A 23,953-nucleotide genomic window follows, 5' to 3' on the forward strand; every position below is an offset into this window, starting at 1 on the left:
CAAATGCGCACAGGAACCACCCCGGCGGCCAGCGAAATCAAAGTCGCCGCAGTACAGTCCGATCCCCAGGTCGGCATCGAAAACAAGAAATCAAATGTCGAAAGCACTCTGCTACTTATCGCTGAGGCTGCCCGCGAAGGTGCACGACTCATCGTCCTGCCGGAACTAGCCAGCACGGGGTACTCCTTCGACACCAGGGAAGAAGCATATCTCCACGCCGAATCTGTCCCCGACGGCCCCACCTCGCAAGCCTGGATTGAAGCCGCCCGCCAACACGACGCATACGTGGTCGCAGGCATCCTGGAACAAGAAGGCGTAGCGCTTTACGACACAGCCGTCCTCATCGGCCCCGAGGGCTTCATCGGAAAATACCGCAAGACTCACCTGTGGAACCGGGAAAAGCTGCTCTTCACACCTGGCACTGAGTACCCGGTCTTCGATACAAAAATCGGCCGCATCGGCCTGCTGATCTGCTGGGACATCTGGTTCCCGGAAGTAGCACGAATCCTCGCTGCCCAAGGCGCGGACATCATCTGCTCCACCAACAACTGGGTTTGGACGCCTCCGCCCCTCTTTGACGACGCCGGCAACTGCATGGCCTCTTACCTCACCATGTCCGCCTCGCACGTCAACACCATCCCAATCGTCGCAGCCGACCGGGTCGGCGAAGAACGAGGAGGCAAGTTCCTCGGCTGTTCGCTGATCACCGGAACGAACGGCTGGCCGATAGGAGGGATCGCAGACGCCGAAGCCAAAACCATCATTTACGCGGATCTCGACCTCACAGCATCCCGGGCAGCCATGATCTGGAACGACCTCAACGATTTGGCCCGTGACCGCCGAACAGACCTCTACGACCCCCTTCTCGGGTTCAACGGCACCCCCCTCGTCCGCTAGTCCAGCCACTCAGACCCTGACCTAAGGCCTCCCCCATGACCGACAACACGAGACAAAATCCGTCTCAAGAAATGCTCGCCGACGTACCGGTTCCCAACACCCAACTCGGCACTCCCCCACAAATGGCAACCTCGGCGCCAACGCCCCGCACCGAACTCAGCCTCGTAGGACTTCTCATCGGCGCCACAGCTGTCGTCGCTCTCTTCGGAGCCCTAACCGCAGGTATCAGCGCACTCTCTCCCCTGTTCACCGGACAAGGTCCCACCTACACTGAGTGGGTCCAACCCCTGCCGAACGATCTCCTCACCCGCGCCCAATGGGCCCTTGGCGACATGACAGAACCCCAGTTCTACAAGTCCTGGCTGGCCTCTCTCGGCCTGCTGGCAGGCGCAGCGCTGGCATGGTGGGCCGGCAGCCGCGGCAAGAGGTGGGCCGGGATGCCCATATCTTATGGAACCGGACTGTGGCCATGGATTCTGGGATCGGCAACACTGAGCTTGGTCCTGTCGAACCTCGCCTTTGGCGGAGGACTCGGCGAAGGATGGCAGCCCACCTTCGTGCCGTTCGTCTGCGTTGCAACCGCTACCGTTTTGGTCTACGGCAAAGGTTGGCCGGTTTTCCTGACCGGCGCCATCCTGGGAGCAGCCACGACCACCCCGGTCGCCATGCTTCTCATCAACTTCGTGACGGGCCCTCTCGCCCTGCCCCCGGTTGTTGCCAACACCCTGGCAATGTCCATCGGTGCTGCGGCCACATTTATCATCGCCCGTTACCTGCCTTGGATGCGGTTGCCAAAACCCGCTCCACAACAGGACACCGATGCCCCAACCAAGCCCCCAGCCCCAGTACGCACCATTCCTGGAACGCCCACAATTCTCAAGGATGCCATTTGGACAGTCCGAAGGGTTGTCGCTGACTTCACCGAAACCCAGTTCTACGCCAACGAACTAGCCAGCATCGGCGTGATCGTTGGAGTCGTCGCAGCATTCCTGATGAACCCACTGTTCCCGGCATACGGAACGAATCTCCTACCCCAGATCCTTTTCGTCCAGGCTCTCACATCAGCCATTGGCGTTATCGTCTGGAGAAAGCTCTACCGGGCCGGAGGGTGGGCGCCCACATACATCTCCGTCGTCTCCGTAGGACCGGCCAGCGTACTCGCCTACAACGGCAGCGCACTTTCCATCATCGGCGGCGCCATCGCAGGCGCTCTGCTTTGCCCGCTAATAGCCCGCGCCGTTTCTGCCCGACTCCCGAAAGACTTCCACCCCTTCATCGGCAACACCATCTCGATGGCCATCTCCGTATCGATAATCGTCCCCGGACTGGGTTTGGTCGCGCAGTTGATCCCCTAGTCGCCCCTCGATGATGCGCTGGCCCACCAGCGCAAGCCCAGCCACCACACACCACATGAAGGGAGGACCGCCATAGGGGCGGTCCTCCCTTCAGCTTGACCAAAGCCCAAGCGTCATTCACGCAACAAGACTTCTCCTGCGCTGCCTCCGATGCCAGCGGCCCACCCTCGCCCAAGGTCTCCCACCTTCTCAATGGGGGAACGTTCACCAGCTCCCGCATTCATATTGACCTGTTGCCCCGCCGCGCGGCAGATTCCGCCACTTCCGGCCGCGTCTTTAAGCGTTCGGTCTACTGAAACACGGCCCGGCTCCTTGGCAGTGCCGGATAACCCGGCCAAAGAGAACCTAGGGCTGCGCCATTAGGAGCGTCTACAACCGCTGCGCTGAGGCACCTACAACAACAGCTTCCTGGTTACAGAAGGTCTGCGCGGCCGTTATCGGCCCGCTGACCCAGCCGCAGGCGATCATCGCCGGCTTGCCAGTCGATGGACAGCTACGGATCGTCGGCCGCTCGACGGTGCTCTCAACGCGGATAGGGCGTGAGCTGGGCCGCCAGCTCCGACCGGCACGGCCAGGGCACCCGTGGCCCGAAGAGATCACCGAAACTTCCCTGAACAGGTTCAGCAACGACAAAGGGACAGTGCGGCTGACGCTGGTCGAGCCGATAGTCGTTGAGATATCGGCCGACGTCGCGTGGACCGGCAAATCCTTCAGACATCCCGTCGGGTACGTTCGGGTCCGTCCGGAGTTGGATCCCGATGAGGTAGAACTCCCGCCGCATCTCAAGAGGTAGTTCCTACCAGCCTTCGGCAGTTACTTGGCTGCTCCCTTGGTCGGGCGGCACGACGGACTTGGTTCGACGCCAGACTCCGAACGGAAGCCAAGTAGGGGGCTTGGGTGGCACCCTTGAAAACGAGTACCAACTACTCGTGTGCAGGACCAAGGAGAGGTCTTCAATTGAGTCAGCGGATTAGTGGCAGACGGCGATAATCCCCCATTTCGTCGATCAATGCCTTAGTAATCTGCCGGCAAGGCCGGATAGCGGTAACCAGAAGCCTGTCCGGCCTTTCGCCTGTCCTGGCTCACCGTCGTGACCGTGGGAACGCGGCACGCTTCCGGAGACCTCGGACCGAACTCTTCAGAGAACCCCGGGCCTTCTTTCTGGCCAGGTTCCATTCCGTGTCTCTACGTGCGTCCCTACGGGCGGCCCGCTGGGCTCTTCTCTGGGCCCGATCGAGGCGGAACAGCATGAAGAAAACGAAGCCAATCCACAAAATGGCGGCCCCCAGAACGATGCACATCAGAACCATCGATTGCATACCAGCAACGTACCCCGGCCGGGGTGGCCGAACCGCCCGTAATGCCCCGTCGTGGACGGGTTGTGCCCACTGGGGGCAGGTGGAGCCCTCCGCACAGCTCAAAGCTGTCCCCTATTGGCGTGCAAGCCGTCCACGCCGCCCCTAGGGCGGCTATCCTGTCGGTCCCCCTGGAGTACAGTTAACCCGAACATATATTCGAATAAAAGGTGTGTTGTGGGCGTGATAGTTGGCCCCCGTGTGATAGATACGGGACTCTCTCTGGTGACGGTTCAGCTGTCACCGGTAGCGGTGGCCGCCGGCTATCCCTCGCCCACCCAGGACTACTTTGACGACAGGATCGACCTCAACGAGCACCTGGTCAACGACGTCACCAACACCGTCATCGTCCGCGTTGTCGGCCAATCCATGGAGCAGGCCGGCATCAGCGACGGCGACGAGCTTGTGGTGAACCGGGCACGGGAACCGAAGGACGGTTCCGTGGCCGTCGCGGTCCTCGATGGTGAGCTGACAATCAAGCGACTGCGGATCACACCCGCGGGCGTTGTCCTGCAGGCCGATAACCCGACCTTCCCCGACATCAAGGTTCCAGCTTTGGCAGACCTGAGCATTTTTGGGGTGGCTGAACGGTGTCTGCACCATGTCTAAGCCCGCGGTGATGCGCCGGATGCAGGAAATCGCGCACGTGGACGTGAACTGCTTTTACGCCTCGGCCGAGCGTGCCTTCAACCCTTCTTTGGAGGGCAAGCCTGTCATTGTGCTCTCCAACAACGACGGCTGCGCTGTCACCCGTTCCCCTGAGGCGAAGCGTCTGGACATTGCCATGGGGGATCCGTGGTTCAAGCTCCGACCCCGGGCGAAGGAATGGGGCCTGGTAGCCCTCTCCAGCAACTACGAGCTCTACGGAGACGTTAGTTCACGCGTCATGGAGCTCCTGGGCCGCTATTCGGCCTGGCTGGAGGTGTACTCCATCGATGAGGCGTTCCTTGGCATCAAGGGCGAACCGGACGAGCTGCTGGCTCTGGGCCGGACGATGAAGGCCGCGTGCCGACGGCACGTCTGCGTGCCGGTCTGCGTCGGGATCGCACCAACGAAAACACTGGCCAAGCTGTGTAATAAGTGGGCGAAGAACAACCCCGCCTTTGGGGGCGTGTGCCGGTGGGAGTCAGTGCCGGCCGAGCAGCGCGAAGCACTGATGGCCAAGCTGTCCGTGATCGAAATCTGGGGCGTGGCCACCAGGCTCACCAAGCGCCTGAACGCGATGGGGATCTTCACCATCGCAGACCTGACCCGTGCGAACCCGGTAGCGATCAGGGACAAGTTCTCCATCGTCATGATGCGCACCGTCCTGGAACTGCAAGGCACACCGTGCATCCCGATGGAAGAGGAACGGATCGGCAGGGACCAGCTGATCTTCTCCCGGTCCTTCTCCACACCGATCACCACAACGGCTGGGTTGCGGCAGGTCATGAGCGTCTACGCGCAAATGGCCTCCGCACGTCTGGCCAAACACGACCTGCAAGCCAAAGTGCTGACGGCATTCGCGGCGACGTCGCACTTCAACCCGAACGAGAAGTCCTTTCCCTCAGTGTGCCTGGCGCTGCCGATGCCAACCGCTGACCCGGTGCTGCTCACCAAGGCTGCCCACGCGCTGCTCCCCCAGGTGCACGAGGGCGTGAAATATGTCCGTGCCGGGATCATGGTCACCGACCTGCGCCCGTCCGGGAACCAGAAACCCTTGGAATTGTTCGAGAACCCCCACGAAGAACGGGGCGTTGGGATTCTGTTGGAGGACGTGGCGAAACGGTACGGCCGTGGCTCCATCGGTCTGGGCCATGCCGGGATCAAGGGCGGGCCGGACTGGTCCATGAAACGCAACATGCTCTCCCCCAGGTACACCACGCACTGGGACGAACTCCCCCTCGTCAAGGCCGCCTGACCGGCGCCACGTAAGAAAGGAAACCACCATGACTCTTGCACCTGAATCACCCACCACAGGCCATGACGTCGCTGTCCGGTTCAGCCCCGACGGCACCCCGTTGGCGATCCGTCACCACGGCCGGATCTGAATGGTCGATCCAGACGTCCACACCGCGCACTGGTTCACCAGGGACTCCTGGTGGGAAAGCCGGAACCGGGCAGCGATCGGAACCGGCGACCTGGTCAGCGTCGAGCACTGGCAGGTCCAAGCCAAGCTGCCGTCCGCCAACGCGGAACTTCGGACCTTCACATTGCGGCGGGAGCCCTTGGCTGCCGTGTGGCAGCTGGAATCCGTCAGCTAGTGCCCGCTGACTTGTACCGCTCCCCGATCCCCGATCAATTGTGGGGGCGGATCCGCAACGAGTTCCATCTGCCTTCCCTGGAGCGGTCCGCGAAAGGCTCTCCGCCATCCACGAGGATCCCGAACCGATGATGCGGCAGCTCGTCCGCGTCTTCATCGACGACGAAGGGACATACTGCCCTGGTTTCCAGTTCCGCCCAGACCTGACCTTGGACCCGGTGGTGCTGGAACTCTTCGAACGGGCCATGGAGCTACGGATCCCACACAATTACTTCGCGCTCTGGATGATGGTCCCCTCTCCCGCCCTGCAGGGATCACGGCCAGTGGACCTCCGACGCAGCGACAGGACATCGGCCCTGCTCGTGGGGCTCGAACGGACCTTCCAAGGCAAGGCAGCCTAAAATATGGGAGTGAAAGTAACCCTGACAGTAGAGGCCGGCAACGGCGAACTCAGCCATGTCGACGCCGAAGGCGAGACGTACGAGAACGCCAAAGCGGCCGCCGAAACACTGATCCCTGAAGGCTCCAAAGCTATTGCCATCCGCACCAGCTAACAGACGCTCTTACGTGGAATCGGCGCACCACATAGCCGCCTACGTTCAGCGCACTGGCGGCCTTCCTACCTCCGATGGTCAGAGCGGAAGTGAGGCTGAACGCCTCGCCGGGGCTCTCGTTGCTCTACGACATCAGAAGCGGCGCGGCCGTCTCGCGGACGAAGCCACACAGATACTCGACGCAGTCTTCCCGGCCTGGTCGGATGGCACCACACTCAAAATTGAACGCCAGTGGCAAACTCGGGCGACAGAGTTCATCAACTGGGTCAACGAGGACGGCAGACGACCACACCGCAACTCCGGGGACCCAACCGAAAGGGCACTGGCCGGTTGGGTCGCGAGGCAAAAAGTGTATGCCAACAAGGGCCAATACCCTGGCCGTATCAAAGAACTCAACACGCGCATGCCTGGATGGGACCGCACCCCTGGTCCCAAGTCTTTGAGCTGATTCGCAAGGCTACTTGTCGGCCCAGCGTTCGTGTGCGGCTTGGCGGGTGATCCCAGCGGCGCGGCCAATATCCGCCCAGGATGCACCTGCTGCTTTCGCCGCCGATACTGTCTTGTCCAGACGGTTGGCCGCCTGGCGATGTTCCCTGGCCGCTGCCTCTACGCCCAGGATCGCTTCGGACGGCGCGATATGGACGTGCCACTCCTGCTGGATGGCGTCCTCCACCTCCCCCGAGACATCCGCTGTGTCCCCTACGGGGACGTATTCCTTACGCGTAGCAATGTCAGCTTCTGCAGCTGAGGCAACTCTGTGCCAGAGCTCGCCCTGCCACCCACAGGTACAAGCGCCACGCCAGCTCATGATCAGGTCGTCAGGGACGATTTCCTGATTGGGGTCGAATTCCCCTGCAGGTGGGTATTCGCCGGTGATCCCGTGGAAGAGTATTCCCGCCCCGGTTGAACTGCGTGAGAGCCGCCCGTCGGGTGCGCCAAAAGCCACCCAGCCCTCATGGTTGTAGTCGTTTGATGTCCAGCCCATGCGAATACACCTTCCTGTCAGGGTTTCCTGACAGGTAGTCTTTCAGGAGGCACCGACAATAACCAGAGTCGGTAAATGCTTACATGACACAGCAAAGGCCCCCGCTGCTGCTCTCTGGCAGTTTGCGGGGGCCTTGCTTTCGATACCAGGCGGATGGCGTGGGTTAAGAGCCGGTCAGGTCCACGACGTCGGAACTGGCGTTGTTCTTCACCGAAGCAACGCCATTCAGGGCGGCGGCCTTGGTGGTGTAAGACTCACTGCTGGCGATGACTTCGCCGTTGCCGGCCTTCAGCCGGAACCGGTAGCCGCCGGATTTGTCTTTGTAAACTTCGAATTTTCCTGCCATGCGTGATCCTCCTTCATGATGCCCACCCCCACGGGCGGCAATACGGGGAACTGACCTAACGAGGTCATCCTAACCGCGCCGTTGTCCGTAGGATTGCAAGCACCACGGCCTTCACCCCGTACCCCCTGGATCCGGCAGCCGCTCCACCTGAACATCAGGCACCCCGCTCGGTACAACAGGACGCCGACCGCGAAGCAACATCAGCATCTGATTATGCAGTTCCAGGCCTAACAAAAACCCGGCGTGTTGAGGATCAGCCGTCGTCGCCACCGAGATTTCAGCCTCCTGCCGGAGGCCGGCCTTGACGGTGGGAAACTCTAGCGCTGCTTCCTGCAGGGCTTCCTGGTCCATTTCAACCACGTTGGTGATCGTGATGCGATAGCGTGCCACGGACAAACCTTTCAACAGGGATTGCTGCCGACGCCTAGGCTTCCCATGATGGACCTCCGCCAATTGCAGTCAAGACCTGTAGGTGCTAAATATGCGACCTACGATTCAGCCCTACAAGCGACTCCGCTGTACGTCATTTCTTGGGAGGACTGAACCGGATCAGGAGCTCCGGGCGTGAGACGAGAACCAACAACTGTAGCCATGCAAGGTCAGCGATTTCCCCGGGTATTCTGCCGTCATGTGCAGCGAATAGAGCACGATCCCGCGGTTTGCGATGACTCTGATCGAACCCATGCAGGCTGTTTCTATACAACGTCAGCCATTCACGGGTAGCTTGCTCTAACGAGATTTCCTCCAGCTGCCCAGTTTTTTTATTCGGAACCTGGATACCGTCAGCCGACGCTCGTCGAGCTTCGAAGAATCCGTCCCTGATTTTGACCAGTGCCTCGACTGCCCGTTCGGCTCGCGGGAGGAGGACTGGATGGACTTCTGGCGGTATACGGTCCCGAAGGGTCTGCAGCAAGCCACTGGCAGTCCTATGGGTAAACAGTGAATCCCACTTGAATCCACTGATGAGCCCATCGAATCTTCCCAACGCCTGAAAGCTGAGGCTCAGCCGCGCATGGTTATCGCGGGTGATCGTCGCAAGCGATTGGCAGTCGCGGAACACCTGTTCCAACGTCACTAGCTTCTCGAGGGCCATGGCTTCGTCGTAAACGCCGACTGGGGCGTAGTTGGCTGGTTCGGTTGCGATGGAGAACATGGTGTTCAGCTTTGCTACCCACCAGTGAGCCGCCTTCGCATATGCCTTGGGCTCCAGTCCAGGATCGGTCCTCTCACTACGGGCAAGGTGAATGCTCGGTCCAAGGAGCTGAATTTTGTCGGCAGGGAGATTGTCCTGCCCTGCTATGAGTCCGCCGTACAACAACACGATGACTCCCCCGGGTCGCCCTATGGACATGCCCCACACCTCAGGACTCAGGCTTGTGAACAAGGTGTCAAGGTAGGCCGAAAACCCGAGAATGACGTCCGAGATTAGCTCCTTGGCAGAAGCGAAGATCACACCGTCAGCAGTGTCCATCTGAGGAGGTTCCACAGCCAAGAATCCGCGTACCAGCGAATACCGATAGCCGAGAACGGTGTCTACTTCAACCAGGTGACAAGAAGCGTGGGGGGCTTGTCCGAGCAGCCAATTGGAAAACGCGTGCGCCAGTCGTTCTGCAGCAACCTCCGCACTCTCGGCTGCGCTTACGGCGATTTTCATGGTCATCAACGGAGCTGTTGGGGGTCCCGATTCCCCATACATCTCGATCAGCCCCGCGATGCTCTCCGCGGCGGCTTCGGTAACGGAATCAGCCTGGATTCCGTCAAAGCTCTTGAGTCTATGAATCCTCGAATATGCAGACGGGTTACCAGCGTTTTTTGAAGTGGCCATGTTTGTGATTGTCAGCAAGGAAGGGCTCTTGCCAGTTGCAGCCTCAGCAGAGCGTACAGTCCACGCCCCGTCGTCGCCTTGACGAAGAACCCACTTGCAGATGCCCTCTATATTTTTGGGGTCGCCGCCTGCAATCCAGTCAGAGAAACGAATAACGACTGACGGGGCCGTTGGCCTATCGGCTTTACGAGACATCACTTGGCTCTACTCACTTATCCTCTTCTAGCTGGGTAGTGACTGCCGCCAGCACCCTACGCAACAATAGCCATCCGCCGCTCAGAATCGCGCCGAAAAGGTCCCAATCGTCCAAAGGTGTATCGAAGTCCACGCCGTTCCAGGACTACGGGATTCCCACCTGACCCGGCCGATGAATGCCCGGTGAAGGTGCCCTAAAGCCACACGGTTACGTGTCCCACTTCCTTAGAAGTGGAACAGCCCAGAGTGGGACGCTGCCCAGCAGCTGATGGAATCAGTTAGTCCAGAGAAATTTGGAGCCGATCTTTATATCCTTGGCCCAGGACGGCACCAGACCCCAGCTTGCTATCAGCAAGCGCCGGTCAATAGTTGCCCCCATCGAAGCGTTCGGCCACAATCGGCACGTTCTGGTCGGGGCGACATTCCAGCTCGGCCCCGGTGGGCTGCCTTCAACTTCCTTGGCATCGAAGTAGCTCAGAAGGTCGATCGCTGGATTTCCCGTTTTACGGGTCAGTCATCGCGTTTGTACCCGTAAGGGTTGTTCTTCTGCCAGCGCCAGTGGTCCTCGCACATCTGGTCCACGGTCTTCGTAGTGGACCAACCGAGGTCCGCCAGGGCGGAAGATGCGTCGGCCCAGAAAGCGGGGAGATCGCCGGCACGGCGGCCAGTAATCTCGTACGGAATCGGCTGACCGACGGCCTTCTCAAAGGAGCGCAGCACCTCCAGGACCGAGGAGCCGCGGCCGGAGCCGAGATTCCAGCGCCGAACGCCTGCGCGCTCGGCGATATAGTCCAGGGCTGCTACGTGGCCATCCGCCAGGTCCACCACGTGGATGTAGTCACGCTGCGCGGTGCCATCCGGGGTGTCGTAATCCCCGCCGAAGACCATCAGCTTCTCGCGGCGTCCCACAGCTACCTGCGCAATGAACGGCACAAGGTTGTTCGGGATGCCCTGAGGGTCCTCGCCGATCCGGCCGGACGGATGCGCGCCCACCGGGTTGAAATAACGCAGCAGAGCGATATGCCAGCGGTCGTCCGCGTTGCCCAAGTCCGAAAGGATGTCCTCGATCTGTTCCTTGGTGCGGCCGTACGGGTTGTTCGCGCCGATCTCCATCTTCTCGATGTACGGGATCGGGTTGTGCTCCCCATAGACGGTGGCAGAAGAACTGAAAACGATGGAGCGCACGTTGTGCTTGTCCATGGCCCGGAGCAGGTTCAAGGTGCCCACGATGTTGTTGTAGTAGTAAGCCAGGGGCTCCTGAACGGACTCTCCCACGGCCTTCAGCCCAGCGAAGTGGATCACGGCGTCGATCTGGTGCTGGACGAACACGGCCTCAACAGCGGACTCATCCACCAGATCAACCTTGTGGAACGCGGCAGACTTGCCGGTGAGCTCCGAAACCCGGCGGAGGGATTCCTCGCTGGAATTCACGAGGTTATCAAGCACGACGACGTCGTGGCCGGCTTCCTGAAGGGACAAAACGGTGTGGGAACCGATATAACCGGAGCCACCCGTAACAAGAATTCTCATCGTCATTGCCGCAGCAGACGTTGCGATCCAGCGGTGGCGAAGATTCTCATGTTGCATCCCTTTCGTAAACGGTACCGGAGGGGACATCGGCGCTGATATCAACAATGAACGTCCCAGGTGCTTGCCGCGTCACCAATATGCCTTGGGTTCGGCTTCGCGTGGATATCCTGATGCGCTCGACCGCAGATGTCAGGTGTGCTTCAATATCCGCGGCAGCCGTGACCGTAACGAGGAGTCCCGTGAGGCCGTGCCTTTGAATACTCTCTGGCTTAATCATTCGCATACTTTCCCGCGGGCAGACCGCGTCCAATGAACCAGTGGCTACTTAAGAATCCACGACCGCAGGTGGGTCCACTGGAGATCGTGCCACCACTCCCCTGCCCAGTCTTGGCTGTAGAACCGGAAGAGCGTCACGGTGTTTGCCACAAAATCAGAGGGTGCGCTGTGGGGCATTGCCCTCAGGAATGACTCGACTTCTTCGCGCAGATGGGGGGCCGCTTCCAAATCATGTGAGGCCAAGGACAGGTGGGCGCGGAAGTTCTCGGCGTCAAAGGGTTTAGCGCGCAGTCCCTCGCCGCTTTCGGTATAGGGCGCCAGCGCTGCATTGACGGCCACAGCCAGATCCTTGATGGCTTGGTTCTTCTGCCCACTGATGGTGTGGTCCACGTCGAAGGTTATGGCGACGTTGTGTCGGCAGATGCCGGCGTTGTGGACTTCAATCGCGCTTGTAGTGCTCAGAACGGGGTCCAGTGCTGCAATGAGATCGTCTTCAAGGGCGTTGCTGGGAACGGCACCAGCGAGGGTTGCATGAGGTGGGAAAGCCGCAGCGGAGACAATACCGAATTGCCGACGCACCAAGCGGGTCAGGTCGGAAACGGCCTTGCAGGTGAGCGGGTCCGGTCGAAGGTAGACCCCGTATGTGTACTTTGTCGTCATTTCTTAGTCCTAATGAGTGCTGTTCAATGGTTGTAGGGAACGTTCCCTACAATGGTCCGATAAAACCAGGGCGTTGTCCAGATGATTCTTAGATCCCGACCGTGGACCGGGAAGGCCGGAGCTGTCCGGGAATGGCGATCCGCTCGACCGGTCGTCCCGGCTCGGCGATTACCTTCATGAGGAGATCGACCGCAGCGCTTCCCATCTCATCTATCGGCTGACGCCAGGTCGTAATGCCGATGAGTTCGCTGGCCAGTCCTCCCACCCCATCAAATCCGGTGACGGAAAGCCGTGGCCGGCCTTGTTCGAAGAGCTCCAGGCAGGCAGCAGCGTAGCGGTCGTTGGGGCACATGAGGGCAGTGACCGCGGCGGGTGCTGCCGCCAGCGAGGATGACACAGATTCTGTTGACTCGATAGGCAAGAAGTGAGGGGTGGCGCCGCGCCGTTTAAGTTCTTCGGCCATGATGTTCGTACGTCGGTGGAGAATGGGCGAGGCGGTCATTGATGGGTGCAGCACGCCAATTTCCCTGTGACCCAGGTCCATCAGATGCTGCGCCAGGTCTGCTGCTCCGGCGTCTTCATCTCCGAACACGCTGTTCAGAGCCGGATCTGCTTCCGGCCTGCCGGCAACCACCACGGGGAAACGGCCGGAAAAGCGCTTCACTTCCTCTGCCGGAAGCCTGCCACTGCAAACGATGAGGCCGTCGACGCGAAGGGCAATGAGATCCTCCAGGGCACGTCTCTCATCATGGTTGTCCAGTGCCCCGGACGTGATGAAAACCCGGTTCTGAACCTGGGTCCCTCTTTTCTGCAGTGCACTTTGCATCTCACCATAGAAGGCGGCCGAAGCGTCCCGGACCAGGACTCCGATGGTGTTCGTCCGGTAGGAGCTAAGGTTCTGCGCGGCGGCGTTGAACACGAAGCCGAGCTCGCGGGCCGCTTGCTCCACCTTTTTGCGGGCCTCATCACTGACGCCGTATTGTCCCCGGAGAGCCCGTGAGACGACGGACTTTGACAGGTTGGCCCGCCGGGCTACATCAACGATCGTCACGTGCCCGTTGCGTACGGCTGGTTGTTCAGCGGAGACTAGTCCTTCAACACCCGTCTCCTCGGCCACCCAACGCTGCAAAGCTACAGGTTGAATGTTGAAGCGCAGCGCGACGTCCTTGACGGGCTCTCCGGCCGCAACGCGGCCGATTGCCTGCTCCCGCGCGGATGGGGAAGTCATTCAAGCTCCTATTGTCGTGTTTGGCCTGGGTACTCATTCTTACAGGGAACTATCGGCGCCCGCCGCGTTGACGACCCGCTGAACGCCTGAGACGTCAGTGAGCTGCTCAACCAAGTGGTCTATCGAGACCCTGCCTCGATTAAAGCGAAGGTTCGCCTCAATCACGGTGCCAGCACGGGCCGTTTCCTGACGACGGGTTCCCTTCAATGCGACCTCAAAGCCAAGCTCTGTCGCACGCTCAAGGATGAGACGAAGAGTGCCTTTCCCGTCGCCGTAGTGGACTGTCAGATCCCGGCCCCTCCCGGCCACCGGAATCTGACGAGCGACCCGTGAAAGCAGGGTCACCGTGAGCAGGTGGAGCACCGTTCCGGTCGCAGCGAGAACCGGCATCCCCGCCCCGCAAGCCATGCCAATCGCCGCAACCAGCCAGACAGATGCCGCAGTCGTCAGACCGGAGACGACATTCTGACGCACAAAGATGACGCCGGCGCCCAGAAAGCCGACACCGGAAACGATCTGCGCGGCTATGCGTGACGGGTCCAGGATGACATCAGTCGTTGTAATGGAGCTGAATCCGTAGCCGGATACCAGGGTGAACACCGCCGCTCCGAGGCCTACGAGCGTGTGCGTGCGCAGCCCCGCGCTCTTGACTTGGCGGTGGCGCTCAATCCCCACCAGCGCCGAGAGAACGTAAGCCATGCCCACTAGCGCCAGCTCCGTCAGAGTTGAATTATTGACCCAATCGATGTGCAGCAATGATCTGCCCTTTCCGGTTTCGGCGGGCAGCCCACGGCCAATTCACCGAAACCTGTTGTCTTTGTAGGGAACGTTCCCTACACTTTTCACAATAGTCCAATTTCCCAACGAAGAGAATGATCATGGTTGCGCTTCAATCGAATCCATCAAGACCGGCGCTCAAGCCGCCACAGGGCCGGAACGGTCCGCCACGGCGCCGTAAGGGTCCCCATCTCTGGGCGATCCTGTTCCTGATTCCCAGTCTCGGCGCCATAGCCCTTTTCGACTACTGGCCGCTCTTACGGACACTGTTCCTGTCCATGCAAACGACGAACCTCTTCGGGCAGCCCAAGGGCTTTGTCGGCGGCGAGAACTACGCCGACATGCTCAGCGATCCTGACTTTTGGCGGACCCTGGGAACGACGCTGGCCTTCATGGCCGGGTCCGTCACCGGCAAACTTGTCCTCGGTCTGGCCATTGCCGTCCCGTTGTCATCCAGGCTCCGCGGTACCGCTATCTTCCGGGCCACGGTCCTCGTTCCGATGGCTGTGTCAGTGGCCGTCGCGGGCTTGGCGTTCCGGGCGCTTATGACACCATCCAGCGGCTTGTTCGACGTGATCGCCAATACGTTCGGCGGCGAAAACGTGGGATGGCTGACGTCTACCAGCATCTCGCTCATCTCCGTGATCATGGTCGATGTGTGGACCGCTCTCGGCTTCACTGTTCTTTTGCTTCTGGCTGCGCTCGACTCCATTGAGACGCAAATTTACGAAGCCGCCGCTATTGACGGCGCACGGTTCTGGCGCCAGCTAACGTCAGTGACGCTTCCGCTCATCACACCAACGCTGTTCTTCATCGTTGTGACGCAATCAATTCAGTCCCTCAGGGAATTCACTGTGATCAGCGTCCTGACCGGCGGCGGGCCGGCCGATTCCACCAAGACACTCGTGCTGGACATATACGACGCCGCGTTCGGCGGGACGGCCGACTACGGTGCAGCTTCGGCCCGATCGATCGTCCTTCTCATACTCATCTTGGCACTCACCGCGATCCAATTCGGCGTGCTCGAGCGAAGGGTCAACTACAAATGAAATCAGCAACCCGGATAGCGCTCCTTACATATCTGAGTACCGTCGCCCTGGTAATCGTTCTCCCCATCGCGTACGTGGCATTCGGTGCAGTCAGACCCTCCCCCGCGGTGACCGGGACACTCCTGGACATCATCCCCACCGGCTTTACGTGGGACCACGTCGTGTCAGCGTTCAACAGGGCGCCGCTGTTTCAACAGATTCTCAATTCCACGCTGGTGCTCGTTGCCCAGACAGGACTACAGGTGCTCACCAGCCTGCTTGCGGCCTACGCGATTGTCTTTGGACGCTTCAAGCGGCCAACGCTCATTCTGGGTCTCTACCTGGTCACGATGATGATCCCCAACGAGGCCACTGTTGTCGCCAACTACCTCACGATCAGAAGCCTCGGGCTCTTCGATACGCTTCTGGCCGTCTTCTTGCCCTTCATCGCGTCCGCATACTCAATCTTCCTGCTGCGCCAGTCTTTCCTCAGCTTCCCGACCGAAATTGTGGAAGCCAGCAGACTCGACGGCGTGGGACCCATCAGATTCCTCACCCGCTTTCTCATTCCTTTAACCAAGCCCACCGTCATGGCGGTCAGTTTGGTCTCCGCCATCGCCGCCTGGAACGGATATCTCTGGCCACTTCTGGTCACGGAGTCCCCTGAGGCACGCACCGTTCAAGTGGGCGTCAAAGCGCTCTTCGACGAGGCGGACACAGACATTGGGGCAGGCCTCGCGGGCCTGATCATCGTCAGTATTCCCACAATCATCCTGGTGCTCGTGGGTCAAAAATTCCTCGCACGAGGAATCACCGAAGGAGCAGTGAAATGAAACATCTTACGTCCCTCCGCCTTGGCGCCGTGGGCGCCGTGGCCGCCCTGGTGGTTGGTCTTACCGGCTGCGCGAGCGAAACGACAGAAACGACAGTCAAGTCCGAAGGCCCGATCAAACTGGATTTCTGGTATTCAGTCGGAGGCTCATCGGCGGACGCTCTTCTAAAGCAGGTCAACGCCTTCAATTCAAGCAACAAACACCAGATCACCATCAACGCGATCTACCAAGGCGACTACGCCGCCACAGCGGCCAAACTCACCAATGCAGTCCAGAGCGGGGACACCCCTCCCCTCTTCCAGGGCGGAGACACCTATACCGCCTACCTGCACGACTCCGGGCTCGCGACAATCCCTGGCTCCATCAGCCCGTTTGAGGGAGAGAAGTTCAACCCGGACTCGGTCGCCGCGGCTGCGGCAAACTACTACACGATCGACTCGAAACTCTGGGCCGTTCCGATGATGGTGTCCCAGCCCGCCGTATTCTTTGACCCTGCAGTAATGAGCAAAGCCGGGATCAATCCCGCCGATCGGCCCAAGAACATACAGGAGCTCTTCGATTGGGCTGACAAGATTCATGAAGCCACCGGCACTCCTGGTTTGGTGTTCCAGCACAATGAGTGGTGGAACGAACAGTTCAGCGCCTCCAACGGCGTCGCCTACTGCACACCGGACAACGGGCTCGGGTCGGAGCCGGCGAACGCCTTCGCCTACGTCAACGATGACCTCGTCGCTATCTGGACGCACTATCAAAAGTCACTGAAGACGGGTGCAATCCTCAACGTCGGCAGTGACGGAACTGCCGCGCAGCGCGCATTTAGCAGCCAGCAGGCCGCGATGCTGCTGGCCTCTTCAGCAAGCCTCGGCACAACGGCCGCAGCAGCCAAATTTACAATTGATGCACTGCCGCTCCCTGTAGCCTCCGACAAGGGCGGAGCAGTACCTGGCGGAAGCGCCCTGTGGATCCTCGGAGAAGGCCGCCAGCCCGCCGAGCAGGCCGCAGCCCTTGAGTTCGCCGAGTTCGTGGGATCGTCCGATGTTCAAAAGGAAATCTTCAAGGACAGTGGTTATCTTCCCTCCTCCAAGGCTGCATTGGACGAGCTGAAGGGTTCTGAGACCGCTCCGGCGAAGAAGGCTCTTCTGGAACAACTGGCAAGCACCACAGATGCCAACGCAGCTGCTGGTTGCCACAACGGGGCATTTGGTCAGAGCCGCGCCGACGTACGCAGCGCCATCCAGTCCATTGCTGATGGAGCCGACGTACGGGCAACCCTGACTACGGCCCAGGACAAGGGAACCGCAGCATTGAAGGCCTACAACGAGCGCGTAAAGCGCTAAAAGAAGGCTTGCGTCCGTCATGCAGATGGCGGGCGCAACAAACCCAGTCTGGAGCCGTGCGGGGGCTTCGCGGCTCCAGACTGGTCCACTCCCGAACCGAAAGCCGCCTAGAGATGTCGACATTTGCAGATGCAGACAACCAGCACCCGCATGACCCACCCGAACCAAAGCAATGCTGCTCGGCAGAGTTTGTGCTGATCGCCGAAGACCAGTGGACCGAGGGCATCTCTGCAGCGAACATCAGAACCCCAAAACTCAAGTGGGACAACTACGTCACCGTCACATCAAAAACGGTCTTCGACCCTGTCCTCGCGTTGCAAGTAAGCGGGACCGTGCTTGCCGCGGTGCGGGATCTCTTCGCTCCAGGAAACAGAGAGCACCAACGAACCTCGCAGCCGTCCGCGTCCTCCAACGAAGGGCAAATACCGCGCAGCGATCCGCGGACCCCAGATCAGCACTTACTGGTCCACCCCGATCCGCCACCCGAGGTACTACACCGCATCTTGGGGGAGAACCACGGCGACCTAATGAGCCTGGGCATGTTCACCGACTACGTCTCAGCCCACATGCGCGTTGGCGGTGAAGACCTAAGAAACTCGGTGTTGCGGCTGCTCGAAAGAGCCTTGTCGAACGGTCATATGGCCATAGGTTCTTTGACCGATATTCGACACGTGCCCTGGGCCGTTTCTCCCACTGAAGCCCTTGAACGGATCGCGAAGCAATGGCCGGAAACAGCAGCCCTGGGATACCCCGAGCTTGAAGCGATCGCCTGGCTTTCCAACACCCCCGAGGGCGACCAGGCTGGAGAAAAGTGGTCAGGTCGTGTGGAGGCAGAGGCTGCAACAAATGCCGACTCCACCAACCCACCAGGTTGTTCAAGACCTTCCGATGGCGATGCCCTCGTAGCCCATGGACTTATAAGAGAGACCGCCCATAGTGAATGACACAGCGACCCGTACGCATACCGACCCCATCCGGTGGGGCATCCTCGGGGCAGGCAGAATCGCTACCGCACAAACGCAGGACTTGCTCGATAACGGGTTCACTGTCCAAGCCGTTGGATCACGTTCGTTGGACTCAAGCAGAGCGTTCAGCGCAAGATTCGGCATACCCGACGCCCACGGCAGCTACGATGCGCTGGTCGCCAACCCGGACGTCGACGTCGTGTACGTTGCCACTCCACACTCGTTCCACCATGCTCATGCATTACTGGCAATAAACGCCGGAAAGCACGTTCTGGTCGAAAAGCCCTTCACCATCAATGCCCATCAGGCACAGGAAGTCGTGACGCTGGCCGAGAAGAATGGTCTGGTAGTACTGGAGGCCATGTGGACCCGGTTCCTCCCCCATATGGTCCGGGTCCGCGAAATCATCAAGGACGGACTACTCGGGGAGATCCGCAAGATTACAGCCAGCCACAATCGGAACCTGTCGAAAGACCCTACGCATCGTCTCAACAACCCTGCCCTGGGTGGCGGGGCGCTCCTGGATCTGGGCGTCTACCCTGTCTCTTTCGCGTTCGATGTCTTAGGAGCACCACAACAGATTCGGGCAAGCGCCATCAAGACCACAACGGGCGTTGACCGACAGACCGCGGTGATCCTTACGTACGCGGACGGACAACAGGCGCTACTGGACTGCGCTTTGGACGCCGCCGGATCCAGTCGGGCAACCATTATCGGAACCGAAGGCTGGATTAACATCGAATCCGTCTGGAACCAAAGCGCAACCTTCGGACGCTACGACCACCAAGGCCACATGGTTGAGATATTCGCTCAGCCGGCAAAGGGCAGAGGCATGCAATTCCAGGCGTTGGAAATGGAGTCTCTAATTAAAAACTCTCCTTCCGCAAGACGCATCCTTCCGCCCCATGACAGCGTTGCAATCATCGCGGCAATGGACACGATCCGTCAGCAGATCGGCCTCGTCTACGATGCGGATCACCCAGCCTGAGTTGAGCATTACACATTGGCCATCCCCAGGTGTCCCACTTCCTTAGAAGTGGAACACTCGGGATGATGGGACACTCCCCCACCAGTGTGATTTTGCGCCCAGCCTAACGGCGAATGACTGGACCGCCCCTCTATATGTGCCGGCTTATTGGCAATCGTGACGGGAAAATTGAAAGATTTTCGAGAGTCGGTGCCGATCACTCAGCCGCTTCAATAAGCTCGGGGCCATTATTGCGAACGCTGTTGACGCGGGTGCTAACAACCCGGGGCGTCAGGGTTGGTTCCGGCAGGGAATCGAGCAGGTGTTGGACGTCTGCTTTGTCGGTCAGGTCAGGGTCGAGCCATTCCGCGAAGCGGTCCTGCGGGATGACGACCGGTGACCGATCGTGGACGTGTCCCAACGCGTCCTGGGTGACTGTGGTCAGGACCGTGCAGGTCAGCAGCCACCGTTCTGGATCATCCTCGGGCAACGCGGGATCAGGCCAGAACTCGTACAGGCCGGCGAAACCCAGCAACGGCTCCTTCTCGGAGAACAGATAGTTCGGGATCTTCTTGCCGTCCTTGGTCTTCTGCCACTCGTAATAGCCCTCGGCCGGAACAATCGCCCGGCGCTTCACCGCGGCCGACCTAAACGAGGGCTTCTCCAAGATGCTCTCACTCCTGGCATTGATGAGCTTGGAGCCGATCTTCACATCTTTGGCCCAGGACGGCACCAGACCCCATTTTGCGATCAGCAGGCGCCGGTCAATTGTGCCCTCATCCAGGCGTTCGGCCACGATCGGCACGTTCTGGGTCGGGGCGACATTCCAGCTCGGCCCGGGCGGGCTGCCTTCAACTTCCTTGGCCTCGAAATGGCTTAGAAGATCGCTCGCTGCTTTGGACATCACATATCTGCCGCACATGAGCCCATTCTGCCCACAAAACCCTCATTGTGGAGACCGTTTGCCGTCTCAGGGCGTTCTGGGCACGTCGATTCGCCCTTGCTGGCTCTCCGAGAGGCCCCAAGGGTCGACCGGCACAACCCCGGTCGACCGTCCTGAAGGATCCAGGATCCGGCCGTAAAGCTTGACCTGACGCATGACCAGTTGCCGATCGACGATGCGGACATAAGGGAATCGTTCAGCGACTCGGGATGCGAGTGAGTGCAGGTCCGCTACTGCGTGTAGCCCAAGGGTCAGGAGCATGTTGCTCGATCCTGCAATCGCGGCGCAGGTACGGGTTTCCGGCCAGGTGAGGAGCGCGTTGCCCGTTCGTTCGAGCATCTCGTCCGGCATTTCGAGCCACAGCACCGCCGCCGCATGCCACCCCGCGTCGGGGCGCGAGATATCGCAGCGGAAATCGATGTCGCGTGTCCCAATCAACCGGGAGATACGACGTTGAACCGTCCGGTCGGACAAACCAACAAGTTCAGCGAGCTCTGCTGGCGAAGGGCCCGTCTGAGCCCTGACGTCGGCTTCTCCACTGCCCGTCCTGGTTGTAAGTCTCAATCCCTGGCTTTACCAATGTTCCCCTTCCCCCATTCGTCCCCCCTAAGGGTTGGTTTTCGTATCTCCTTCAAGGGGTGGACGAAGTCGTCGTTCAAGATGGAATTCAGCAGCCTCGCGGCGTTTACCCACAATGAGGAGCTGTTCCGTCACTGGGTTATGGTGCGCCAAGGGAGCCATCGGACGGGAACTACTTTGGTGCTGTTCCCCTCCTGCTCCGAGGGGCCCCGGTCTGCTCGCTTGCATGGGGTCTCGGTTCGTCGGTGCCGTTGGACCGGCCCCGGTTCCCGCCGGAGAGGTCGAGAACCAGGCCGGTAGCTAAAGCTAAGCACCCTTATCATTTGCAGTCAATAGGAAGAATCGGTCCCAAGGAAGGGGTGCCGACATCAAAACCTAGCCTCCCCAATAGCGCGGGCCGCATGGAGGGGTGAGGTTGCTGAGAGATGCTGGTAAACACTGCTAAGTAACCTTATTATCTATGTATTGGGACCGTCCCAGACTATCCAGACTCACGTAAGGCGACTGAGGAGAACGAATGACCCCCACCCATAACCCCGCCCGAACCCGCACCACCATTCAGCGAGCAGCGCAGATAGTCGGAGCGGTCTTTCTCCTTGTAGGAGTCCTTGGCTTCATTCCGGGGATCACCTCGAACTACGAGACCCTGTCGTTCGCCGGCCACACCTCCGATGCCCTCCTGCTGGGTATTTTCCAGGTATCAATACTGCATAACATCGTGCACCTGCTCTTCGGAGTAGCGGGCATCTTGATGGCCCGGACTGCGGGGCAGGCCCGGAACTACCTGGTGGGCGGCGGAGCCATTTACTTGGTTCTGTGGATCTATGGCCTGTTCATCGACCAGGAATCCGCCGCGAACTTCGTTCCGGTCAACAACGCCGACAACTGGCTTCATTTGGTCCTGGGTGTCGGCATGCTGGCCCTGGGCTTGGCACTTAGCCGACGAAAAGTGGCAGGGCGAACCGCAACCACAACCGGCCGGTGAGACCCACGAACTCGTGCACGGCCTCCGGAACCGACTGGGGCGGCGCTTCCCTTCCAGTATCCTGACGCCGTCTCTACCAGTTTTCGGACGCGCCGATGCCTGATGTAAAGCGCTGGCCCACCAGCAGATTGCTCTACACCGCGGCCCGGCTTGTCGAGCAAGGATTGAACGAGAAATTGCGCAACCTCGGGCTAACGTACCCGTCAGTGATCGCCTTGGATGCGCTGGCGGCCACGGGCCCCATCACGCAAGCGGGTCTTGCCGACGTTATCTACGTGCGGGCCCAGACCTTGGGCCCGACCCTGCAGAAACTCGAGTCACAAGGGCACATAGATCGCCGACCAGGGAACCGCAACAGTCACTACGTTTCCATCACCGATGCAGGCAAGCGACTGCTTCACGAGGCCCGCGCCCTGGAACTTGAAGTCCTGGCAAAATTTGACGTCAACCCCGACGGCCTGCGGGACGAACTGGAGAATATTGTGCTCAAGGCGCCAAAAGGCCACTGAGCCATGGGCCCACACCTGCCTCTTCTGAGTTGACCGTCGTAACAGACATTTAGTTGCCGCAATGACGCCTGACTGCCACTCCGCCTTCTTGCGCCATAGCCCGCGAACGCGACAACCAAAGGGTCTCCCGGTGTCCCAGTTCTTTGGATTCGGAACGCCGCTGGTGGGTTACTTCCCAACCTGGCTGCTTCAGCTCCCTGGAGTGTGTGTCGCTATTGTGGGGGTTGGCAGGTTTGTGTGGGTCCGTAGCGGAGCCAGCCCGGCAGTGCGGCGGTGAAGGCGTCGCGTACTGCGGGGGTGTTGGTCACGGTCCAGTCAACGCGGCCCTTGACCTCGATCTCGTTTTTGTCCCATTCGAACCAGTTGATCATCTTCAAGTTCGGGAACCGTTCATGGGTTGAAGAGCTGAAAAGCTGGTTCCACCACGCTTCCTTGATGGCCATCTCGGATGCCCCGGCCGTTCCGGGCGCGAAGAGGGCCGCTGTTTCCGGGATGGCCACGGGCTTGCCGTGCTGTGTGCCATACACGCCGTAGAAGTCCGCCAGAAGACTGTCATCGCCGTTAGCGCCCACATAGTTGCCGGTCAACTGGTCGGCAAACTTGTCAGCCTCCGGCAGCTCGTTCTCACCCCACGGATAGGTGCTGCCCCAGTGGTACAGGGACATTCCTACCCAGTCCACTGCCTCATCTCCGGGGTAGTACGGGGCGTAGGCGTCATCGTTCATGCTCAGCGTCCCGTCGCCGCTGGTGTCCAAGGCAACGAAGTCCGGTGTTCCCGGTTTGGCTTCGTACTGCCCGCCGGCGAAGGGGTAGCCGCCGCCGTAGTTCGGCGCCCACATCATGGCCGATCCTGGTGCGTGGGTGTGCACTGCTGTGGCAAGGGTTTGGAACGCGTGCACGTACTTTTGAGGCTGTTGGGACCAGGCATACCAGGACCCGTTCATCTCGTGGGCGAACCGGACTACGACCGGGACACCCTCGTTGTTGAACCGGGCGAGGTCATGGGCCAAGGCTGTAGCCGTGTCCACGGTGACGGTGTCCAGGCCGTTGCGGGGCTCGAGGGTAAGGAGCATCATGTGCCCGTCGGCGCGGATCTGCTCGACCGCGTTCTGGAGGTCATCTTCGTCTTTGGTTGTCAACGGGAAGCCAGTGAAAGAGACGCTGACAGCGGGTTTGTGGCCGAGGTCCTGGGCGTAGGTGGAGAGGGGTTTTGAATGCCAGTCCAGGTTAACGCCGAACAGGGCTCCGGTAGCGGGTGCCAGATCCGCCCGTGGCATGACCTCGCAGGGACGCGGCGGCGGCGCGGCTTTGCTCTCCTTATCGGCAAGGCCATTGAAGAAGTTCACCCCGGCAAAGCCCAGCACGACCAGGCCGATCACGACCGGAAGAGCGAATGCCCTCCACAGTTCAACCCGATTGCCTTTCCTGCTCTCGCTGCCCTCACCGGATGGTTCCCCCACTACCAGCACCACGCCTTTCTGACCTGAGATGTTTTCCTATCCTAGCCACGGCCAAGATCCCTGAGCGCGCCCTTGATTGATGCATTTGCCGGGGCCGTGAAGCTCGGCGTGCTGCGGTCTGG

Annotated in this window: 28 protein-coding genes; 15 read left to right on the forward strand and 13 right to left on the reverse strand. The window is 60.1% G+C overall.

The features are described 5' to 3' along the window. The first annotated feature begins 3 nt into the window (after nucleotides 1–3). From QEH68_RS22180 to QEH68_RS22215, 8 genes are all read left to right on the forward strand, one after another. Complete coding sequence (locus tag QEH68_RS22180; protein ID WP_172323426.1) at nucleotides 4–897, forward strand: nitrilase family protein; 894 nt, start codon at nucleotides 4–6, stop codon at nucleotides 895–897. Between the two features lie 35 nt (nucleotides 898–932). After that, on the forward strand, nucleotides 933–2,252 hold the full coding sequence (locus QEH68_RS22185; RefSeq protein WP_280628075.1) for a hypothetical protein: 1,320 nt from the start codon (nucleotides 933–935) through the stop codon (nucleotides 2,250–2,252). Nucleotides 2,253–2,727: 475 nt separating this feature from the next. Beyond that, the gene (locus tag QEH68_RS22190; protein ID WP_280628076.1) at nucleotides 2,728–3,045 is read left to right on the forward strand and encodes a hypothetical protein; all 318 of its coding nucleotides are present in this window, start codon (nucleotides 2,728–2,730) and stop codon (nucleotides 3,043–3,045) included. Nucleotides 3,046–3,784: 739 nt separating this feature from the next. Next, the gene (gene umuD, locus QEH68_RS22195; protein ID WP_280628077.1) at nucleotides 3,785–4,216 is read left to right on the forward strand and encodes a translesion error-prone DNA polymerase V autoproteolytic subunit; all 432 of its coding nucleotides are present in this window, start codon (nucleotides 3,785–3,787) and stop codon (nucleotides 4,214–4,216) included. Further along, nucleotides 4,209–5,507 (forward strand): Y-family DNA polymerase, encoded by a 1,299-nt coding sequence (locus QEH68_RS22200; protein WP_280628078.1) that lies wholly within the window; start codon nucleotides 4,209–4,211, stop codon nucleotides 5,505–5,507. The genes umuD and QEH68_RS22200 overlap by 8 nt, the downstream gene beginning before the upstream one ends. Before the next feature lie 130 nt (nucleotides 5,508–5,637). Further along, nucleotides 5,638–5,850: a hypothetical protein gene (locus QEH68_RS22205; protein WP_348537391.1), complete on the forward strand. Its 213-nt coding sequence runs from the start codon at nucleotides 5,638–5,640 to the stop codon at nucleotides 5,848–5,850. Between the two features lie 127 nt (nucleotides 5,851–5,977). Continuing rightward, nucleotides 5,978–6,250 (forward strand): hypothetical protein, encoded by a 273-nt coding sequence (locus tag QEH68_RS22210; RefSeq protein WP_280628079.1) that lies wholly within the window; start codon nucleotides 5,978–5,980, stop codon nucleotides 6,248–6,250. Nucleotides 6,251–6,259: 9 nt separating this feature from the next. Next, entirely contained in the window at nucleotides 6,260–6,403 is a 144-nt protein-coding gene (locus QEH68_RS22215) for a hypothetical protein (protein ID WP_280628080.1), read from the forward strand. A 457-nt stretch (nucleotides 6,404–6,860) separates the two neighbouring features. Here the strand turns inward: QEH68_RS22215 and QEH68_RS22220 are convergent, their stop codons facing one another. The 10 genes from QEH68_RS22220 to QEH68_RS22260 form a co-directional block, all read right to left on the reverse strand. Continuing rightward, nucleotides 6,861–7,388 carry a hypothetical protein gene (locus QEH68_RS22220; protein ID WP_280628081.1) on the reverse strand — a complete coding sequence of 176 codons (528 nt, stop codon included), beginning with the start codon at nucleotides 7,386–7,388 and terminating at the stop codon, nucleotides 6,861–6,863. A 163-nt stretch (nucleotides 7,389–7,551) separates the two neighbouring features. Beyond that, nucleotides 7,552–7,734 carry a DUF1508 domain-containing protein gene (locus tag QEH68_RS22225; protein ID WP_280628082.1) on the reverse strand — a complete coding sequence of 61 codons (183 nt, stop codon included), beginning with the start codon at nucleotides 7,732–7,734 and terminating at the stop codon, nucleotides 7,552–7,554. Nucleotides 7,735–7,845: 111 nt separating this feature from the next. Beyond that, nucleotides 7,846–8,124, reverse strand: a complete 279-nt coding sequence (locus tag QEH68_RS22230; protein ID WP_280628083.1) for a hypothetical protein — start codon at nucleotides 8,122–8,124, stop codon at nucleotides 7,846–7,848. A 133-nt stretch (nucleotides 8,125–8,257) separates the two neighbouring features. Further along, on the reverse strand, nucleotides 8,258–9,559 hold the full coding sequence (locus QEH68_RS22235) for a hypothetical protein (RefSeq protein WP_280628084.1): 1,302 nt from the start codon (nucleotides 9,557–9,559) through the stop codon (nucleotides 8,258–8,260). A 469-nt stretch (nucleotides 9,560–10,028) separates the two neighbouring features. Then, a complete protein-coding gene (locus QEH68_RS22540; RefSeq protein WP_348537394.1) occupies nucleotides 10,029–10,268 on the reverse strand; it encodes an SOS response-associated peptidase family protein in 240 nt (79 codons plus the stop codon). Next, nucleotides 10,265–11,284, reverse strand: a complete 1,020-nt coding sequence (gene galE, locus QEH68_RS22240) for a UDP-glucose 4-epimerase GalE (protein ID WP_280628197.1) — start codon at nucleotides 11,282–11,284, stop codon at nucleotides 10,265–10,267. The genes QEH68_RS22540 and galE overlap by 4 nt, the downstream gene beginning before the upstream one ends. A gap of 46 nt (nucleotides 11,285–11,330) precedes the next feature. Then, the gene (locus QEH68_RS22245; protein ID WP_280628085.1) at nucleotides 11,331–11,561 is read right to left on the reverse strand and encodes a hypothetical protein; all 231 of its coding nucleotides are present in this window, start codon (nucleotides 11,559–11,561) and stop codon (nucleotides 11,331–11,333) included. Nucleotides 11,562–11,605: 44 nt separating this feature from the next. After that, nucleotides 11,606–12,220 carry a 2'-5' RNA ligase family protein gene (locus QEH68_RS22250; protein ID WP_280628086.1) on the reverse strand — a complete coding sequence of 205 codons (615 nt, stop codon included), beginning with the start codon at nucleotides 12,218–12,220 and terminating at the stop codon, nucleotides 11,606–11,608. A gap of 88 nt (nucleotides 12,221–12,308) precedes the next feature. Beyond that, nucleotides 12,309–13,448, reverse strand: a complete 1,140-nt coding sequence (locus tag QEH68_RS22255; protein WP_280628087.1) for a LacI family DNA-binding transcriptional regulator — start codon at nucleotides 13,446–13,448, stop codon at nucleotides 12,309–12,311. 39 nt (nucleotides 13,449–13,487) lie between these two features. After that, nucleotides 13,488–14,204, reverse strand: coding sequence for an MgtC/SapB family protein (locus tag QEH68_RS22260; protein WP_280628088.1), 717 nt, complete (start codon nucleotides 14,202–14,204; stop codon nucleotides 13,488–13,490). Between the two features lie 122 nt (nucleotides 14,205–14,326). On the opposite strand from QEH68_RS22260, the gene QEH68_RS22265 reads away from it, so the two are divergent. From QEH68_RS22265 to QEH68_RS22285, 5 genes are all read left to right on the forward strand, one after another. Next, on the forward strand, nucleotides 14,327–15,274 hold the full coding sequence (locus tag QEH68_RS22265) for a sugar ABC transporter permease (RefSeq protein WP_280628089.1): 948 nt from the start codon (nucleotides 14,327–14,329) through the stop codon (nucleotides 15,272–15,274). Next, complete coding sequence (locus QEH68_RS22270; RefSeq protein ID WP_280628090.1) at nucleotides 15,271–16,086, forward strand: carbohydrate ABC transporter permease; 816 nt, start codon at nucleotides 15,271–15,273, stop codon at nucleotides 16,084–16,086. The genes QEH68_RS22265 and QEH68_RS22270 overlap by 4 nt, the downstream gene beginning before the upstream one ends. Continuing rightward, the gene (locus QEH68_RS22275; RefSeq protein ID WP_280628091.1) at nucleotides 16,083–17,423 is read left to right on the forward strand and encodes an extracellular solute-binding protein; all 1,341 of its coding nucleotides are present in this window, start codon (nucleotides 16,083–16,085) and stop codon (nucleotides 17,421–17,423) included. The genes QEH68_RS22270 and QEH68_RS22275 overlap by 4 nt, the downstream gene beginning before the upstream one ends. 191 nt (nucleotides 17,424–17,614) lie before the next feature. Further along, on the forward strand, nucleotides 17,615–18,367 hold the full coding sequence (locus tag QEH68_RS22280; protein WP_280628092.1) for a hypothetical protein: 753 nt from the start codon (nucleotides 17,615–17,617) through the stop codon (nucleotides 18,365–18,367). After that, nucleotides 18,360–19,376 (forward strand): Gfo/Idh/MocA family oxidoreductase, encoded by a 1,017-nt coding sequence (locus QEH68_RS22285; protein ID WP_280628093.1) that lies wholly within the window; start codon nucleotides 18,360–18,362, stop codon nucleotides 19,374–19,376. The genes QEH68_RS22280 and QEH68_RS22285 overlap by 8 nt, the downstream gene beginning before the upstream one ends. Before the next feature lie 196 nt (nucleotides 19,377–19,572). Here the strand turns inward: QEH68_RS22285 and QEH68_RS22290 are convergent, their stop codons facing one another. Continuing rightward, complete coding sequence (locus tag QEH68_RS22290) at nucleotides 19,573–20,259, reverse strand: SOS response-associated peptidase (RefSeq protein WP_280628198.1); 687 nt, start codon at nucleotides 20,257–20,259, stop codon at nucleotides 19,573–19,575. Nucleotides 20,260–20,325: 66 nt separating this feature from the next. Continuing rightward, nucleotides 20,326–20,862, reverse strand: coding sequence for an Lrp/AsnC family transcriptional regulator (locus QEH68_RS22295; protein WP_280628094.1), 537 nt, complete (start codon nucleotides 20,860–20,862; stop codon nucleotides 20,326–20,328). Between the two features lie 532 nt (nucleotides 20,863–21,394). Between QEH68_RS22295 and QEH68_RS22300 the strand changes: the two genes are divergently transcribed. Continuing rightward, nucleotides 21,395–21,862: a DUF4383 domain-containing protein gene (locus QEH68_RS22300; protein ID WP_280628095.1), complete on the forward strand. Its 468-nt coding sequence runs from the start codon at nucleotides 21,395–21,397 to the stop codon at nucleotides 21,860–21,862. Nucleotides 21,863–21,957: 95 nt separating this feature from the next. After that, a complete protein-coding gene (locus QEH68_RS22305) occupies nucleotides 21,958–22,371 on the forward strand; it encodes a MarR family transcriptional regulator (RefSeq protein WP_280628096.1) in 414 nt (137 codons plus the stop codon). Nucleotides 22,372–22,583: 212 nt separating this feature from the next. Here the strand turns inward: QEH68_RS22305 and QEH68_RS22310 are convergent, their stop codons facing one another. Next, nucleotides 22,584–23,831: a glycosyl hydrolase gene (locus QEH68_RS22310; RefSeq protein ID WP_280628097.1), complete on the reverse strand. Its 1,248-nt coding sequence runs from the start codon at nucleotides 23,829–23,831 to the stop codon at nucleotides 22,584–22,586. Between the last annotated feature and the right edge of the window lie 122 nt (nucleotides 23,832–23,953).

It is taken from the genome of Paenarthrobacter sp. OM7 (assembly GCF_029873575.1).
In the GTDB taxonomy this organism is placed as follows: domain Bacteria; phylum Actinomycetota; class Actinomycetes; order Actinomycetales; family Micrococcaceae; genus Arthrobacter.

Coding starts and splice junctions, on each gene's coding strand:
- QEH68_RS22205 (WP_348537391.1), top strand. CDS start 5,638: ATGGTCGATCCAGACGTCCACACCGCGCACTGGTTCACCAGGGACTCC.
- QEH68_RS22210 (WP_280628079.1), top strand. CDS start 5,978: ATGATGCGGCAGCTCGTCCGCGTCTTCATCGACGACGAAGGGACATAC.
- QEH68_RS22235 (WP_280628084.1), bottom strand. CDS start 9,559: ATGGCCACTTCAAAAAACGCTGGTAACCCGTCTGCATATTCGAGGATT.
- QEH68_RS22220 (WP_280628081.1), bottom strand. CDS start 7,388: ATGGGCTGGACATCAAACGACTACAACCATGAGGGCTGGGTGGCTTTT.
- QEH68_RS22270 (WP_280628090.1), top strand. CDS start 15,271: ATGAAATCAGCAACCCGGATAGCGCTCCTTACATATCTGAGTACCGTC.
- QEH68_RS22255 (WP_280628087.1), bottom strand. CDS start 13,448: ATGACTTCCCCATCCGCGCGGGAGCAGGCAATCGGCCGCGTTGCGGCC.
- QEH68_RS22300 (WP_280628095.1), top strand. CDS start 21,395: ATGACCCCCACCCATAACCCCGCCCGAACCCGCACCACCATTCAGCGA.
- QEH68_RS22265 (WP_280628089.1), top strand. CDS start 14,327: ATGGTTGCGCTTCAATCGAATCCATCAAGACCGGCGCTCAAGCCGCCA.
- QEH68_RS22275 (WP_280628091.1), top strand. CDS start 16,083: ATGAAACATCTTACGTCCCTCCGCCTTGGCGCCGTGGGCGCCGTGGCC.
- QEH68_RS22185 (WP_280628075.1), top strand. CDS start 933: ATGACCGACAACACGAGACAAAATCCGTCTCAAGAAATGCTCGCCGAC.
- QEH68_RS22225 (WP_280628082.1), bottom strand. CDS start 7,734: ATGGCAGGAAAATTCGAAGTTTACAAAGACAAATCCGGCGGCTACCGG.
- QEH68_RS22180 (WP_172323426.1), top strand. CDS start 4: ATGCGCACAGGAACCACCCCGGCGGCCAGCGAAATCAAAGTCGCCGCA.
- galE (WP_280628197.1), bottom strand. CDS start 11,284: ATGAGAATTCTTGTTACGGGTGGCTCCGGTTATATCGGTTCCCACACC.
- QEH68_RS22305 (WP_280628096.1), top strand. CDS start 21,958: ATGCCTGATGTAAAGCGCTGGCCCACCAGCAGATTGCTCTACACCGCG.
- QEH68_RS22250 (WP_280628086.1), bottom strand. CDS start 12,220: ATGACGACAAAGTACACATACGGGGTCTACCTTCGACCGGACCCGCTC.
- QEH68_RS22245 (WP_280628085.1), bottom strand. CDS start 11,561: ATGATTAAGCCAGAGAGTATTCAAAGGCACGGCCTCACGGGACTCCTC.
- QEH68_RS22290 (WP_280628198.1), bottom strand. CDS start 20,259: ATGTCCAAAGCAGCGAGCGATCTTCTAAGCCATTTCGAGGCCAAGGAA.
- QEH68_RS22200 (WP_280628078.1), top strand. CDS start 4,209: ATGTCTAAGCCCGCGGTGATGCGCCGGATGCAGGAAATCGCGCACGTG.